Below are 15,544 nucleotides of genomic sequence, written 5' to 3' on the forward strand. Positions count from 1 at the left end.
TTACAATGAAACGATATGGGCTGTTATTACTGATGTTCTGGGTGTGCTTGCCAGTACAAGCGCACCCTCATTCATGGATTAGCATGAAAACAAAAATAGTGGGTAGTGATGGTTATATCACGAAGCTTTCTATGGCTTGGCAGATGGACCCTATGACATCGGCTTATGCACTCGATGGTGAAAATGTTTCTCCGGCTAAAATCAAAAAAAACTTAGATGCGTTAGCTTATGAAGCGGTCAGTAATATGTACCAACAGCATTATCTGACTCAAATGCTGGTGGGGAATAAATCGATTGATTTTGTCAAAACGAGCAAAGGGCATTATCGATTAGATGGCGCGAAGTTGACCTTGATGTTTGATTTAACCCTGCAACACCCAATCCCATTATCAAGCTCAGATATTCGATTACAAGTGTATGAGCCAACCTATTATGTGGATATGGAGTGGCAGAAGGCATCGGATGTGAGTTTATCGGAGCAGCTAGCAAAGCAATGCAAAACCACGCTAGTGCAACCACATCCGACCGCTAAACAGATTAGTTATGCCGCTTCAATACCAATTGATGTAACAGGCGATCCTGATTTGGGGAATCTATTTGCTCAAACGATCAAGCTTGATTGTCACTAACGAGGGCGATACCTCAAAGATAAAACAAAGCGAGCCACTTACATTGAAGTGGCTCGCTTTTTTTTACCGCTCAATATCGACGATTTAAGCAACGCCAAGTATGGTCCACCAACTTAAGCCAACCGCCATAAAGGCAATCGCACCAACGATGGAAATCACTAAGCCGATTTTCATCCATTCGCTGTCAGTGTGGTAACCGTAACCGAGCAATAATGGGTTACGTGCATGGCTATAAGTCGCCAAGTTACAACCAATATTCATAATACCGGCAATCGCTAATACCGCCATTAAAGGTGATACGTGCAATGATACTAATGCCCCTAAAATTACCGGACCTAACGCCACAACTTTCGCGGTTGCCGAAGCAAAGAAATAAGCGGTAAATAGGAAGAAAGACATCATCGCCAGCAGGAAGATAATGGCACTGGCACCGCCTAAATGGACGGTTAGGAAGTTTGAAACCATATCGCCAACCCAGTTTGTAAAGCCCAGAGTTTTTAAATTATCGGCCATACCCATTAATACCGAGAACCACACTAAGGTATCCCATGCACCTTTCTCGCCTTTAATATCATCCCAGCTTAATACGCCAAAGACTAATAAAGCGGCAAGGCCAATGAAGGCTGCAGTCGTAGCATTTAAATCAAATGCCGCACCGCCAACCCAAAGCACAATTAAACCAATAAAAACGCCAACCAGTTTCCATTCACTTAATGAGACCGAACCCATTTTGCTTAGTTCACCTTTGGCAAATTTAGGTGCTTCAGGTGTTTTCTTAGTTTCTGGGTTAATGGTTTTATAAAGTACAAATGGTAGTAACACCAACAAGAATAAAGCGGGAACCAATAAGTACAGCGCCCAATCGGTAAAGGTTAACGTAATACCTGCCACGCTTGAGGCAATACCGACTAGGGCTAAGTTACCGGCAAAACCAGTTTGAAAACCAATGGCGGAGGCATCGTTCATCGCACTTGATGATGAAATTAAGAATTGACCTAATTTACGATCTTCAGCATTGACGGTTTTAGCGAGTGAATCGGCGATTGGCGACACAATGGCAGAACGCGCAGTGTTACTTGGCGTTGCTGGTGCAATTAAGAAATCGGCGATGCCTAAGCAATAAGCGATGCGTAATGTCGATTGACCAAATTTACTCAGCAGCATCAAGGCAATACGACGCCCTAAATCGGTTTTAGTAAAGGCGCGAGCAATCATAAAGGCGATGACGATCAGCCAAATTAAGCCGTTATTAAAATCGTTCATCGCGTTTTTGATCGCAAGCGCGCCATTCACTTCGCCGCCTGCTTTTAAGGTGGCATAGCAAGCAAGGCTTAATATTGCCAGCGAACCAGTTGGCATCACATTGGCAACAATTGCCGCAATGGTAGCGATGAAAATAATCGCAGTATGATAGGCCGGTTGCGCTAAGCCAGTTGGTGCATCAAATTGCCAAACAATGGCAGAAAGGATCAAAATGACAAAAAATGGGATCGGTTTTACTGCCAACCAGTTGGTTGATTTATCAGAGGGGGGATTCATATTTTTTAATCTCAGTTACAACAAACGACTAAGAGATAATGAAGCTTGGATGATCTCACCATATCCAAAATAAAATGGATTGCGTGTCTCGTTGCTTGAAAATCACCGTCAAGGAAACGGTGAAGGGGCTATCTATGATGTTTTCATTCCGTGAAACAAGTATGTCCTATCGGGATAACTTTACACCTGCGTGCGTGATAAACACGACGGCCAATGTTTAAGTCTACCCATACCACAATCTAGTACCTTTTATCTTCGAGTAACGAGGCTTGAGATCCCAAGCCTCGTAATTTTCTTTTATAGTAAGAAAATAAACACGATAGCTAATACGCTAACAATTGCCGCAATAACATAACAAGCAATTTTGCCAATTAAGCCAGTGTGGAATTTTAGGTCGTGCATGCCGTGATGAACACGGTGCATTGCATGCCACATTGGTAGCGCAATAGAGGCGATTAAAAATAATCCGCCAATAAAGCTGCTAGCAAAAGCATGAGCTCTTAAGAAGTTAAAGGTGCCCATATCGAACACACCTAACGGCATTAAGATGCCAAGTACTAAAATCGTTACAGGGGTGATCATGGCGAACCATGTACCGCCAGCGCCAAATAAAGACCACCAAATTGGCTCGTCTGAACGTCTTGGATTTGGATTAATCATGTCTATCTCCTACACCAAAGCCAATACAATCAATGAGATCACAGCAACTGCGCCCCATTGTGCGGCAATAATTACTTTCGGGCTCAGTAGTTTACCTTTTACGCGAATAGGCATTACTTGAGGCATCATGCTAAAGAAGGTGGTCGCATGGAATAAGCTGCCTGCCAGTGCCACGATGTTAATCGCGATCACCAGTGGATTTTGCATAAAGTGCTGCCACTCAACCCAAGATTGTGGGCCTTTCACTAAACTTGCAAGGCCACATAGCATAAACAATGTGAACAAGATTAATGGTAGAACGGTTGCTTCACGAACCATGTAAAAACGGTAGAACGGATGTTTGCTCCACCAGGTACGCTCCATTGTGCGAACATAAGGCTTACGTTTGCTCATCCTAGATCTCCTCAGACTTAAACATAGAGATAACGAAATCCATTGAAGATTCTACTTTGCCTTGGTTTACAGCAGCAGCAGGATCGACATGTTTTGGACAAACCACTGAACAGTAACCAACAAAGGTACAACCCCAAGCGCCATTTTCACTGTTGATCAGTTTCATGCGCTCTGCTTTACCGTTATCACGGTTATCGAGGTTGTAACGATGTGCAAGGGTTAGTGCCGCAGGACCAATGAACTCTGGGTTCAAACCAAATTGAGGACAAGCCGCGTAGCAAAGACCACAGTTGATGCAGTTAGCAAATTGCTTATACTTTTCCATCTGTGCTGGAGTTTGCTTGTTGGTGCCATCTTCAGGTTTACGGTCGTTACCAATAATGTATGGCTTGATCGCTTCCAAGCGCTCGATGAAAGGGCTCATATCAACGATAAGATCTTTCTCGATTGGGAAGTTAGCTAAAGGCTCAATCGTGACGCCATTTGGGTAGTCACGCATAAAGCTTTTACAACCAAGTTTTGGCACGTTATCCACCATGATGCCACACGAACCACAGATCGCCATACGGCAAGACCAGCGGTAAGACAGATTTTTATCAAGGTGATCTTTGATATAACCAATCGCATCTAAGATTGATGTTGTGTCATCACAAGGGACTTCAAATGTTTGTAGGTATGGCGCGTCATCCACTTCTGGATTGTAACGTGACATATGTACTTTTTGCATACGGGTCGCAGTTATTGACATTATTTGGCTTCCTTCGCTGCAGCGGCTTCTTTGGCGGCGGCTTCTTCAGCAGCAGCACCATATAAGCGAGCTTTAGGTTGAGATTTGGTGATTTTTACTGCGCTGTAATCGATCACTGGTGCTGCATCTTCTTGGTAGAAAGAAAGCGTGTGCTTCAAGAAGTTGTCATCATCACGAGTTGTACAACCTTCGTCTAAACGCTGGTGAGCACCACGAGATTCAGTACGACGAATCGCAGATTGAGCCATCGCTTCAGCAACATCTAAGCCGTAACCAATTTCAATCGCGTAAAGCAGGTCGGTGTTAAACACTTGGCCTTTATCTTTAATGCTGATTTTCTTGTAACGAGCTTTAAGTTCAGTCAGCTTGTCGATCGTCGCTTGCATTGATGCTTCTTCACGATAGATACCACAACCGGCTTCCATTGAGTGGCCCATTTCAGTACGAATATCTGACCAGCTTTCATCGCCTTCTTGATTCATCAGTGCCGCGATACGAGCTTCAACCGCTTGCATTTGAGCTTTGATGCCTTCCTCATTCCAGCCTTTGAATTCTTTAGCGCGATCAGCGGCATTTTCACCGGCAACACGACCAAAGACAACAAACTCGGCTAATGAGTTAGACCCTAAACGGTTTGCGCCGTGTAGACCAACTGATGCACATTCGCCTACCGCAAAGAGACCTTTAATTTGAGTCTCACATTGACCATTGGTTTCAATACCGCCCATGGTGTAGTGCACGGTTGGACGAATTGGAATTGGCTCTTTAGCTGGATCAACGTTGACATAAGCTTTAGCAAGTTCACAAATAAACGGTAGACGCTCATTTAAGTACTCTTCACCTAAGTGGCGCAAATCAAGCATCACCACATCACCTAGTGGGTGCTTAATGGTGTTGCCTTTTTGCATTTCGTGCCAGAATGCTTGAGAAACTTTATCACGCGGACCGAGTTCCATGTATTTGTTCTTAGGCTCGCCAATAGGGGTTTCAGGACCCATGCCGTAATCTTGTAGGTAACGGTAGCCGTCTTTATTGACGATGATACCGCCTTCACCACGACAACCTTCCGTCATCAAGATGCCAGTGCCAGGTAGGCCGGTTGGGTGATATTGAACAAATTCCATATCACGTAGTGGCACGCCGTGACGGTAAGCCATTGCCATACCATCGCCGGTTACAATACCGCCATTGGTGTTGGTATGGTAAACACGACCTGCGCCACCTGTAGCAAGAACCACAGACTTTGCTTTAATCGCCACCAATTCACCTTCAGACATGTGAATGGCAACAATACCTTGTGCTTCTTTCGCGTCATTCTCTCCATCAACCAGAAGGTCGACAACAAAGTATTCGTCGAAACGTTTGATATTTGGGTATTTGATAGAGGTTTGGAACAGAGTATGAAGCATGTGGAAGCCAGTTTTATCGGCCGCAAACCAAGTGCGTTCGATTTTCATGCCACCAAAACGGCGTACGTTTACATCGCCATTTTCTTTACGGCTCCAAGGGCAACCCCATTGCTCCATTTGGATCATTTCACGAGTAGAATTCGCAACGAAATATTCAACAACATCCTGTTCACATAGCCAATCACCACCACCAACGGTATCGTTGAAATGGTTGTCTAAGCTGTCTTCTTCCTTGATAACTGCTGCTGAACCGCCTTCGGCTGCAACCGTATGTGAACGCATAGGATACACTTTTGAAATCAGTGCAACTTCAAGTTCAGGGTTTGCTTCTGCTGCCGCAATTGCAGAACGTAAGCCAGCGCCGCCGGCTCCGATTACTGCGATATCTGTGGTTATGACTTTCACAGTTATCCTCCAGAGTTGGTGTGTTCTAATACTGAACACGATTGGAAAAATAGTTTTTGTTTTTGCTAGGAGTAATTGTAGGTAATTCAACAGCAGAATAAATTGATCTGACAAGGTATATGGTGGTAATTCATAATACTAAGTAGGTAATAAGTAGTTAAAAATGTTACATCACGCGTGTTTTCAGATTTTTAATGAGTGGCATCTATTCATTGAATGAAATTGTGTTTGTTTTTAAAGTTTATTGCTTAGTTAGGGGCTGTTGATCTTTCGTGGTTGTTTTGCCTCGATTAAAAGGCTTTTATCTCGAACAAAATTGAATCACAAAAGATCAACCGCCCCTAGTTTTACATTAATTTACAGCTTGATTTGTTGGCTCTGGCTATAAAACCCTCTATGGTGTGCGCACTCATTCCCGAATAAGAATATCTAATGAATCACCTGTCACGCTTTGTCACTTTATGCTTATATGCCGTCGCTTTATTGTTACCGACAATATCGATGGCACAAGTGAAAGCAGAAAAAGACAAACTGCCGGAAGATCCGACTAAAGTCGTGACGCAAGTAGGGATCAGTTACAGCAGTTCAGTGCATATTATGGGTTCGGTTAATGTCGGTAATACCAAGAAAATTAATGCTAGTATTAGCCCTGATGGTGATGAGTGGCGCTTAGGCGGTTCTTGGTTATTTGATATTGGCATAATGAATTTTAATTTTGGCAAACACCAAATGGATCATGGCGCCGAGCAAACCAACTATAGTGTCGGCACTTTTGTTCCGCTAAGTTATTTTAATGTTGAACCCCTTGGCTGGCAGTTATTTGTTATGGGGGGAGCTAATTACAATGATGGTGATGCAGCCTGTGAAGTAAATAAAGATGATTGCGCTGAAACAAGTGATAACTTTGACGATGATTATGTATTAACCCCCAGTCATTCTGCTGGTGGTTATGTCGGCATGAAAGCAATGAAACCTCTAGGTAAAGACTGGACATTAATCGCAGCGACGGCTTATTCTCGCGGTTCGGATGATTACTCTGGTTATGTGTTTGGCGGCGGAGTGGGTTACCATATTACCAAGCATCAATCGCTCAGTTTACATGGTAAGGTGCAGCATAATAGTTATGGCGACGACGATAAAATTGGTATTGGGTATAAGTATCAATTTAATTAAACCTTTCTAACTGAAGAACGGTTGTGCTTTCTTTGTTATGCCACTCGATTTATTATCACGCCTCTATTTCATCAATGAGATTTTGTGATGCACACTTGGCAACCTTCCGCTTCTATTCCTCAGCTTCAACAACGAGCACAAGTCATTCAAAGGATTCGCGCCTTTTTTAGTGAGCGCAATGTGTTAGAAGTGGACACCCCCGCCATGAGTCATGCCACCGTGACTGACGTGCATCTGCATACTTTTAAAACTGAGTTTGTTGGTCCTGATTATGCGCATGGTCAAACGGTGTTTTTGATGACCAGCCCTGAGTTTCACATGAAGCGCTTACTGGCAGCGGGCAGTGGCTGTATTTATCAAATCAACAAAGCCTTTCGCAATGAAGAAAATGGCCGTTATCACAACCCAGAGTTCTCTATGTTAGAGTGGTATCGAGTTGGATTTGATCATCATGATCTGATGGCGGAAATGGACGCATTATTACAAGCGGTTTTAGCTTGTGAAAGGTGTGAGAAAATCACCTACCAACAGGCTTTTTTACAAGTACTAAAGGTGTGTCCGCTTGAAGCGTCAATGACTGAATTGAAAGTGGTCGCAGCGCAATTAGGGCTGCAAGATATTGCTGAGCCAGAAGACAATCGAGATACCTTATTACAGTTATTATTCAGTGTCGGAGTTGAAGCGAAAATAGGGCAGAACGTTCCCGTCATGGTGTACGATTTTCCGGCCTCACAAGCGGCACTGGCTAAGATAAATCAACAAGATCCAAGAGTGGCCGATCGCTTTGAAGTGTATTTTAAAGGTATTGAACTGGCGAATGGCTTCCATGAACTGGACGATGCTAAGGAGCAATTAACCCGTTTTGAACATGACAATCAGCAGCGCATTCAAATGGGGTTAAACCCACAACCGATTGATCACCATTTAATTGCTGCACTTGAAGCTGGTTTGCCGCAATGCGCCGGGGTGGCATTAGGGATTGATCGCTTAATTATGCTGGCGATCGGTTGTGATCATATCGATCAAGTCACCGCATTTCCGTTTCCGAGGGCGTAATGGTTTTTCTTCATGTGTATATCGGCAAGTTTATAAGAACAAGGTTAAAAATAATGAGAAATAGCCAGATAGCGCGTGCGGATATGCTCGATTAACAACCTGACATTATTAGGAAGTTGTCGAGTGAAAGGGTACACCGCATACACCCCCAATTTTTTCCCAACCTGCTCAGGAAAAATATCAATTAACTCCCCATTACGTAGGTCGTGGTAGACAAGGCAGCGAGGTACATAAGCAACACCGTGTCCAGCTAATGCGGCTTTACGGAGTGCGGTGGCATTATCGGTAGAAAAAGACCCTGATACCTTAATTAAATAATTACCTTTATTTCCCTTAAATTCCCAGTCGCAAGCACCTGTTGTTTGGTAGGCGTATTGCAAGCAATTGTGTGTGGTTAAATCGCTTGGTTGAAGTGGTTTTCCGTTGCGAGCGACATAAGTGGGAGAAGCGCACACGACCCATTGAGAATCTAAAATATGACGGGCAATTAAACTGGAGTCGTCTAAGTAGCCAGTACGAATAGCTAAGCCATAACCGCCTTCAATTAAATCAACAAATCGATTATCGAGAGACATATCGACCGTTAACCCTGGGTGTAAATTACAAAATTCTGCCACGGCATCCGCTAAGATGAGATCGCCAGAGATAGTTGGCACTGACATTTTTATATGACCACTGATATTTTCGCCTAACCCCGCTACGGCATCGATCGCTTCTTGAGTGGCGAGCTTCACATTTATCGCACTTGCCAGTAGAGCTTTACCTGCTTCGGTTAGCGTCAATTTACGCGTTGTTCGATATAATAGCTGTACTCCTAACTCCTTTTCTAATCTTGTTATTCTTTTACTAACTACTGAATTTGTAAGGTTATTTTTATCTACGACCTTAGTGAAGCTCCCCAGCTCGACGACCTGAGCGAATAAAATTAAATCATCAGCTCTCATTAATTAAACCTATTTTGGAAAGAATGAAATTCATTATTTCCCTAAATGCATAAAATAAAAAGCCCTATATTCACTCCGAGTTAACAACTTGTTCATAAATTATAAAAATAACGTGAAACGAAGTTCATTACTTAATTCGCACCTTACACAGGCGAATTAAGGCATCAATTAAGATTAAGAGCTTAACGACAAGGAAGCAGCCTATGAATGATTCATTATTAGCCATCATCGCATTTTCTCCCATAGTGGTAGCTGCGGTTCTTTTGGTTGGTCTTAATTGGCCAGCGAAAAAAGCCATGCCAGTTGCATTTGGATTAACCGTTTTGGTTGCGTTAACTTTTTGGGATATGTCAGCCAATAGAGTGATTGCTTCGATATTGCAAGGGTTAGGGGTCACGGTAACTGTGTTGTGGATTGTGTTTGGAGCGATCCTTTTACTCAACACCTTAAAATACACAGGAGCTATCACGACCATTCGGAATGGTTTTATCGATATTTCACCCGATCGCCGAGTTCAAGCCATTATCATTGCTTGGTGTTTTGGTTCGTTTATCGAGGGTGCTTCTGGATTTGGTACGCCTGCAGCGATTGTGGCTCCACTGCTTGTCGCGATTGGTTTTCCTGCGCTGGCGGCGGTGTTAATGGGCATGATGATCCAATCAACACCGGTTTCTTTTGGCGCGGTTGGCACGCCTATTTTAATCGGTGTAAGTAAGGGGTTAGATACCCATAATATTACCGAAACTTTAGTGTCTCATGGCTCTAATTGGGAGGTGTACCTACAACAAATTACCTCGACCGTTGCATTGACTCATGCGGTTGTGGGGACATTGATTCCTGTGCTTATGGCAATGATGCTGACTCGTTTTTTTGGTCAGAAACGCAGTTGGACTGCCGGATTGGATATTCTGCCATTTGCTTTGTTTTCAGGCATTGCCTTCACGGTGCCTTATGCGATAACCGGAGTGTTTCTTGGTCCTGAATTTCCATCGCTAGTGGGCGGGCTATTTGGATTGGCCATTGTGGTTACCGCAGCAAAGTTCAATTTCCTTGTGCCTAAAACCACTTGGGACTTTCCTCAAGAGAAAGATTGGCCCGCCCAATGGTTAGGTTCATTAAAAATGAATCTTGATGAGATTAAAACCAAACCGATGGGCTTGGTGTTAGCGTGGTTACCTTATTTATTGTTAGCCATCATTTTAGTATTAAGCCGTGTGAATAAAGACTTTTTGGGCTGGTTGCTAAGCATCAATGTGTCCTTCAATAATATTTTAGGTGAAGCGGGAGTGAGTACCTCTATTGCACCTCTTTATTTACCTGGTGGGATCCTGGTTTTTGTTGCTTTACTCGCGGTATTACTGCAGTCACGTAGTTTGGTTCCGATGGGAAAAGCATTGGGCGAATCTACCAAGACGTTGATTGGCGCTGGATTTGTACTGATTTTTACCATTCCAATGGTGCGCATATTTATTAACTCTGGTGTGAATTACTCGGATTTAGCCAGTATGCCAGTTATGACTGCAAACTTTGCCTCGAATGCGGTTGGCGAGGCTTTCCCTGCTTTAAGTGCGACCGTTGGTGCGCTGGGAGCTTTTATCGCTGGATCCAATACGATTTCTAATATGATGTTTAGTCAATTTCAATTTGAAGCTGCACAGACGTTGGGAATATCCAGTGTTGTTGTTATTGCCTTACAAGCAGTCGGCGCAGCAGCAGGTAACATGATTGCTATTCATAATGTTGTGGCTGCTTCGGCAACGGTAGGTCTACTTGGACGAGAAGGCATCATTTTACGCAAGACCATTATACCGACATTTTATTATTTGGTGGTGACTGGTGTGATCGGAATGGTATTGATTTACGGAGTCCACATGACCGATGTTTTGATGGTATCCCCATAATATCGATTTATAAATTAAAAGATTAAATGAGTAATCGCTGGCTATGGAATGTGAATAGCCAGCTCTTTATCGGAGAAGCCCATGCGTATTTATCCTGCAAAACCGAAAAAGGTGTATTTCTACGCCACTTGTCTTGTGGATGTCTTTGATCCAGAGGCAGGTCTTGATGCCATGACGTTATTAGAACAACAAGGGATCGATGTCGTTTTTATTGAAAAGCAAACATGCTGCGGTCAGCCTGCTTACACTTCCGGTTATGATGATGAAGCGAAAAAAATCGCGCTAAGCCAAATCGCACTGTTTCTTAAACCTTACCCGGTGATTGTATTGTCCGGCTCTTGTGGTGGGATGATGCATCATCATTATCGTCGTTTATTTAAAGAAGATAGCCACCAAGAAAAGGTGGGTGAATTTTGTGATCGCGTATTTGAGCTAACGGAATTTTTAATTAAAGTGTGCAGAATTCGCTTGGAAGATCAAGGCGATCCTATGGCGGTAGTGATGCATACTTCATGTGCCGCTCGTCGTGAAATGAATGTACATGTTACCGCCACACAGCTTATCGAACAGTTAGATAATGTGGATCTACGAATGCAAGATTATGAAAGTGAATGTTGCGGTTTCGGTGGCACATTCTCTGTTCGTCATCCGGATATTTCGGCCGCCATGGTAGAAGAAAAAACTCATCATATCCTTGAAACCAAAGCAGAAACACTCGTGAGCGCCGATTGGGGGTGTCTACTGAATATTAACGGCGCTCTTGAATATCAAGGAAAAGCGATGCGTGGACGACATTTAGCGAGCTTTTTATTAGAGCGTACGCAAAGGAGCCCATCATGAGCCAGTCACCGGAGCATTTCCATGAGCAAGCAAAGGTAGCGCTTGCCGATCCGCAATTACGTGCCAATTTTAGAGGTGCGATGGATTACCTACAGGATAAGCGTAAAAGTGTTTTTCCTAATGCCACAGAAGAAGCGGACATTCGAGATTTAGCGGAATCTATTCGTCAGCGAAGTTTACGAAAACTCCCGGAATTACTTGAGCAACTTGAAGCTAACTGTATTGATAATGGTATCCAAGTTCATTGGGCGTTAAATGCAGAAGAAGCCAATCAGATTATTGCCAAGATTGCGGAGCGTCATCAAGCCAAGATGATCATCAAAGGTAAGTCGATGGTCAGTGAAGAAGTAGAACTTAATCATGAGATGGCGAAGCTGGGCATAGAATGCCTTGAAAGTGATATGGGTGAATACATTGTTCAGCTTGATGGCGATAAACCATCGCACATTATCATGCCGGCTATTCATAAAAACAAACAAGAGGTCAGTGATACTTTTGAAAAGAATCTTGACGATTTCACGCCGACAGTCGATGTTGATGAATTGATCCAAACTGGTCGAACACGTTTACGCCAAAAATTTCATGATGCCGATATTGGTTTGTCTGGTGTGAACTTTGCGGTCGCCCAAACGGGCACATTATGCTTAGTTGAAAATGAAGGCAATGGCCGCATGTCGACGACCATTCCGAATGTTCATATTGCGATTACGGGGATTGAAAAAGTCGTCGAAAACCTGGCTGATGTACCGCCACTGTTTAGTGCTTTAACTCGTTCTGCCACCGGACAAGCGATCACCACCTACTTTAATATGATCACATCGCCGAGAAAGCCAGGTGAAAAAGATGGGCCGAAAGAAGTACATTTAGTGCTGCTTGATAACGGTAGAAGCCAAGCCTATCAAGATGAAGAGGTGCGTAAAACCTTACAGTGTATTCGCTGCGGTGCCTGCATGAATCATTGCCCTGTATACACTAAAATTGGCGGTCATGCTTATGGCACGGTTTATCCGGGGCCAATAGGAAAGATCATTTCACCGCATCTTTTAGGCTTAGATAAAACGAAAGATTTAGTGACGGCGTCAAGTTTATGTGGGGCATGTGGTGAGGTGTGTCCGGTTCGGATCCCCATACCTGAAATGTTGCAGCGTTTACGACGTGAAGCAAAAAATTATCCCAAGCCAAATACGACACCAATTCAAGGGCAAAAATCAGCCGAGAGTCGTAGTGAACATATTGCGATGCAAGGATTTTCTTACGCGGCTTCTCACCCCAGTCTCTATCATTTTGGAACCGGAATGGCGACAAAATTGCGCTCATTCATGCCTAGCAAAATAGGGCCTTGGACTCAATGTCGAACTGCGCCTAAGTTGGCTAAGCGATCACTGCACCACATCATGGCTCAACGTCATAAACTTAGCGGGGAAAAATAATGACGACTTCTCGTAACCAGATTTTAGAGCGTTTAAAAATGGCAAAGGTCAGCTCACAGGCGCAGAAGGATATAGCGTTTCACCCTTGGGGAAGTGATGGTAAAAAAAATGAACAGAAAATGACTCGATTTTGCCAGGCTTTGAGCGCAAATCATGCTGAGATTAAATCCATCCATAGTGAGCAGCTAAGCCAAACATTAAATCAGTTGAGCGATGAGAAAGGATGGAAAAAGGCTGTCATTGGTACGCAAGGAAAATGGCGCCATGTTTTTCAACAAAGCCTTACCGGAATTGATGTAAAAGAATTTAGTCAGGAGATAGAAGGTTGGAAAACTGAACTATTTACTGATATTGATGTTGGTATTACGCATGTTCTAGCGGGGATTGCGGATACTGGAACTTTGGTTTTATGGCCTACACCACAAGAACCAAGAACTTTATCTTTAGTGCCACCTTGTCATGTTGCGGTTATTCATGCTTCGACCTTACATCATCATTTTTTGGAAGTCATGGCGGTGCAGAATTGGGCGGATAACATGCCAACCAATGCGTTGTTGATTTCAGGGCCCTCTAAAACGGCGGATATCCAACAAACGTTGGCTTATGGGGCTCATGGGCCCAGCGAGCTAATCGTAGTGATTTTAGAAGATCAATAAGCTGCTCCTTAGCTTACTAAAATACTGGTTCCAACGACTGCCAGCACCGCCCCCATCCATGCAAAAGGAGAGGGGCGTTGTTTGGTGTAGATCCAAAGCAAAGGTAAAATCATAATCGGGGTGGTGGAGGATAATAATGCCACCATGCCGACATTGCCTTTTTGTAGGGCGTATAAAATTAATGTCATGCCAAACACCATTGCTAGCAGACCATTAATGGCGGTGATGCCTAAAATTTTCCAGTTAATGTGTTGCAACGGTTTGGCAATGTTTGCGCCGGTTGCTCTTAATGTCAGATGTGCAGCAAAAGCGGTGATCATTCGAATCGCAGAAGCGGCCACTGGATCGGCGGCGGTTTCCATGACGGGCTTGGCAATGATTCCTCCCATTGCTTGGCAAAATGCAGCTAATAAACCTAATCCTATCGCGATATGAATTTTGCCTTGAACAGCTTCCCAAGTATGTTGATTTGCTTGCTTACGGCCAAAGAAAATAGCTATGACGACACCAGAAAAAACCATGGTTGCTCCGAATAGCTCTTTTCCACTTAAGGTTTCATGAAATAACCAATACCCCAGAATCGTTGAAAATACCGCATGGCAAGAAAATAATAATCCTGCTTGCCGAGGTCCCATGCGATTCATGCAGGCAAAAAGAGCGGTGTCACCAATAAATATGCCAACAAAACCAGACAGAGCCATCGGCAATATGTGACTTGATTCTATGCTTGCCCAACCACCAATAAACCATGCCAAGCTAGTGAGCATCATTGCTGTACAACCCATGCGCCAGCGACTATAAGCAAATGAGCCTAAATGACGCGCAGGAGTCACCGATATTAAGCTAGAAATTGCCCATAAAGCGGCAGCAGTGAGGGCTAGCCATTCGTAGGTCATCGTGATTGTTCGTCCTTGAAAATGTTGCTTTGTTACGACTAAATGGCGTGTCTAATTAAAGTGGATTATTGCCACAAAAATGAGCTAGGTTGGGGATAAAGTGCAATCGCATTGGCGGGACAATCACAAAACACCCCATCGACACCGATATCCGCTAACCATTGCCAATCTTCAGGCTGATTAACGGTATACACAAATACCGACAAACCTAATTGCTTGGCATGATGAACGTAATCCTCATCCACAATATCCAGATCGAGGTTAATACTTGTCGCCCCCAGATCTTTGGCAAATTGCGATTTATCTATACCCTTTGAGGCACTTAGTGCGCCGAGTAACCATTGTGGTTGTTGTTGTTTTATCTGCTTTAACCAATCGTGCTTAAAGGACGAAATAATTAACTGATCAGCGTCGAAATTGCATTGTTCAAGCGCGAAATCAAGATGGTGATAAAGCAATTCAAGATGTTGAACCCCTTTGAGTTCAATGTTTAATGCACATTTTCCATCAATCAGTTTCAACACTTCGATTAAGGTTGGAATGGTTTCGGTTTTGGCCACTTTCACTTTTTTGAGTTTCTCAGCACTAAGCCAATGCAATTTACCAATATGGTCAGTGGTGCGATTAAGCCATTTGTCGTGGATCACCCAAAATTGACCATCGTGCTCCTGCACATCGATTTCAATTGCTTGGCAACCAACATCTAATGCAGCTTGAATGGCAGACAGTGTGTTTTCTGGATGAGTTGAGCGTGCGCCACGGTGAGCGATGATGAGCATAATAGTTAACCACCATTGTCAGTATTCATAACGGATATCATAAGTATATAAAAAAGGGTGAACATTTATCATGCTCACCCTGATTG

At 43.6% G+C, this 15,544-nt stretch carries 15 protein-coding genes; 7 read left to right on the plus strand and 8 right to left on the minus strand.

The features are described 5' to 3' along the window. Positions 1-5: 5 nt before the first annotated feature. Positions 6-629 (plus strand): DUF1007 family protein, encoded by a 624-nt coding sequence (locus HC723_RS01900; protein ID WP_190338026.1) that lies wholly within the window; start codon positions 6-8, stop codon positions 627-629. Positions 630-713: 84 nt separating this feature from the next. Here HC723_RS01900 and HC723_RS01905 read toward each other — a convergent pair whose 3' ends face one another. The 5 genes from HC723_RS01905 to frdA all read right to left on the minus strand — a co-directional run bounded on the left by HC723_RS01905 (position 714) and on the right by frdA (position 5,783). After that, a complete protein-coding gene (locus tag HC723_RS01905; protein ID WP_190338028.1) occupies positions 714-2,168 on the minus strand; it encodes a DASS family sodium-coupled anion symporter in 1,455 nt (484 codons plus the stop codon). Positions 2,169-2,465: 297 nt separating this feature from the next. Then, on the minus strand, positions 2,466-2,828 hold the full coding sequence (gene frdD / locus HC723_RS01910; RefSeq protein ID WP_153447810.1) for a fumarate reductase subunit FrdD: 363 nt from the start codon (positions 2,826-2,828) through the stop codon (positions 2,466-2,468). A gap of 9 nt (positions 2,829-2,837) precedes the next feature. Next, the gene (gene frdC, locus HC723_RS01915; RefSeq protein ID WP_190338029.1) at positions 2,838-3,221 is read right to left on the minus strand and encodes a fumarate reductase subunit FrdC; all 384 of its coding nucleotides are present in this window, start codon (positions 3,219-3,221) and stop codon (positions 2,838-2,840) included. 1 nt (position 3,222) lies between these two features. Then, positions 3,223-3,963: a succinate dehydrogenase/fumarate reductase iron-sulfur subunit gene (locus HC723_RS01920; RefSeq protein ID WP_153448209.1), complete on the minus strand. Its 741-nt coding sequence runs from the start codon at positions 3,961-3,963 to the stop codon at positions 3,223-3,225. A gap of 5 nt (positions 3,964-3,968) precedes the next feature. After that, on the minus strand, positions 3,969-5,783 hold the full coding sequence (frdA, locus tag HC723_RS01925) for a fumarate reductase (quinol) flavoprotein subunit (protein ID WP_190338031.1): 1,815 nt from the start codon (positions 5,781-5,783) through the stop codon (positions 3,969-3,971). A gap of 432 nt (positions 5,784-6,215) precedes the next feature. Here frdA and HC723_RS01930 point away from each other — a divergent pair, with 432 nt between their 5' ends. Both HC723_RS01930 and epmA read left to right on the plus strand, forming a co-directional pair. Then, positions 6,216-6,956, plus strand: a complete 741-nt coding sequence (locus tag HC723_RS01930) for a hypothetical protein (protein ID WP_190338033.1) — start codon at positions 6,216-6,218, stop codon at positions 6,954-6,956. A gap of 84 nt (positions 6,957-7,040) precedes the next feature. Then, entirely contained in the window at positions 7,041-8,012 is a 972-nt protein-coding gene (gene epmA / locus HC723_RS01935; protein ID WP_190338034.1) for an elongation factor P--(R)-beta-lysine ligase, read from the plus strand. A 44-nt stretch (positions 8,013-8,056) separates the two neighbouring features. On the opposite strand, the gene HC723_RS01940 is transcribed toward epmA, so the two are convergent. Continuing rightward, positions 8,057-8,956 (minus strand): LysR family transcriptional regulator, encoded by a 900-nt coding sequence (locus HC723_RS01940; protein ID WP_190338036.1) that lies wholly within the window; start codon positions 8,954-8,956, stop codon positions 8,057-8,059. Between the two features lie 203 nt (positions 8,957-9,159). Between HC723_RS01940 and HC723_RS01945 the strand changes: the two genes are divergently transcribed. The 4 genes from HC723_RS01945 (at position 9,160) to HC723_RS01960 (ending at position 13,783) form a co-directional block, all read left to right on the plus strand. After that, positions 9,160-10,857: an L-lactate permease gene (locus HC723_RS01945; protein WP_190338038.1), complete on the plus strand. Its 1,698-nt coding sequence runs from the start codon at positions 9,160-9,162 to the stop codon at positions 10,855-10,857. Positions 10,858-10,938: 81 nt separating this feature from the next. After that, complete coding sequence (locus HC723_RS01950; protein WP_190338039.1) at positions 10,939-11,697, plus strand: (Fe-S)-binding protein; 759 nt, start codon at positions 10,939-10,941, stop codon at positions 11,695-11,697. Continuing rightward, positions 11,694-13,127 (plus strand): LutB/LldF family L-lactate oxidation iron-sulfur protein, encoded by a 1,434-nt coding sequence (locus HC723_RS01955; protein WP_190338042.1) that lies wholly within the window; start codon positions 11,694-11,696, stop codon positions 13,125-13,127. The genes HC723_RS01950 and HC723_RS01955 overlap by 4 nt, the downstream gene beginning before the upstream one ends. After that, positions 13,127-13,783 carry a LutC/YkgG family protein gene (locus HC723_RS01960; protein ID WP_190338044.1) on the plus strand — a complete coding sequence of 219 codons (657 nt, stop codon included), beginning with the start codon at positions 13,127-13,129 and terminating at the stop codon, positions 13,781-13,783. Before HC723_RS01955 ends, HC723_RS01960 begins: the two co-directional genes overlap by 1 nt. Positions 13,784-13,791: 8 nt before the next feature. On the opposite strand, the gene HC723_RS01965 is transcribed toward HC723_RS01960, so the two are convergent. Beyond that, entirely contained in the window at positions 13,792-14,679 is an 888-nt protein-coding gene (locus HC723_RS01965) for a DMT family transporter (RefSeq protein WP_190338046.1), read from the minus strand. A gap of 65 nt (positions 14,680-14,744) precedes the next feature. After that, the gene (locus HC723_RS01970; protein WP_190338048.1) at positions 14,745-15,458 is read right to left on the minus strand and encodes a glycerophosphodiester phosphodiesterase; all 714 of its coding nucleotides are present in this window, start codon (positions 15,456-15,458) and stop codon (positions 14,745-14,747) included. Positions 15,459-15,544: the final 86 nt, after the last annotated feature.

It is taken from the genome of Vibrio sp. S11_S32, from assembly GCF_014694465.1.
GTDB lineage: Bacteria > Pseudomonadota > Gammaproteobacteria > Enterobacterales > Vibrionaceae > Vibrio > Vibrio algicola.

Excerpts from the sequence above, each read along its gene's own strand:
- HC723_RS01930 (WP_190338033.1), top strand. The coding sequence starts at position 6,216 with ATGAATCACCTGTCACGCTTTGTCACTTTATGCTTATATGCCGTCGCT.
- HC723_RS01945 (WP_190338038.1), top strand. The coding sequence starts at position 9,160 with ATGAATGATTCATTATTAGCCATCATCGCATTTTCTCCCATAGTGGTA.
- frdC (WP_190338029.1), bottom strand. The coding sequence starts at position 3,221 with ATGAGCAAACGTAAGCCTTATGTTCGCACAATGGAGCGTACCTGGTGG.
- HC723_RS01965 (WP_190338046.1), bottom strand. The coding sequence starts at position 14,679 with ATGACCTACGAATGGCTAGCCCTCACTGCTGCCGCTTTATGGGCAATT.
- HC723_RS01960 (WP_190338044.1), top strand. The coding sequence starts at position 13,127 with ATGACGACTTCTCGTAACCAGATTTTAGAGCGTTTAAAAATGGCAAAG.
- HC723_RS01900 (WP_190338026.1), top strand. The coding sequence starts at position 6 with ATGAAACGATATGGGCTGTTATTACTGATGTTCTGGGTGTGCTTGCCA.
- HC723_RS01955 (WP_190338042.1), top strand. The coding sequence starts at position 11,694 with ATGAGCCAGTCACCGGAGCATTTCCATGAGCAAGCAAAGGTAGCGCTT.
- HC723_RS01905 (WP_190338028.1), bottom strand. The coding sequence starts at position 2,168 with ATGAATCCCCCCTCTGATAAATCAACCAACTGGTTGGCAGTAAAACCG.
- HC723_RS01970 (WP_190338048.1), bottom strand. The coding sequence starts at position 15,458 with ATGCTCATCATCGCTCACCGTGGCGCACGCTCAACTCATCCAGAAAAC.
- HC723_RS01950 (WP_190338039.1), top strand. The coding sequence starts at position 10,939 with ATGCGTATTTATCCTGCAAAACCGAAAAAGGTGTATTTCTACGCCACT.
- frdD (WP_153447810.1), bottom strand. The coding sequence starts at position 2,828 with ATGATTAATCCAAATCCAAGACGTTCAGACGAGCCAATTTGGTGGTCT.
- HC723_RS01940 (WP_190338036.1), bottom strand. The coding sequence starts at position 8,956 with ATGAGAGCTGATGATTTAATTTTATTCGCTCAGGTCGTCGAGCTGGGG.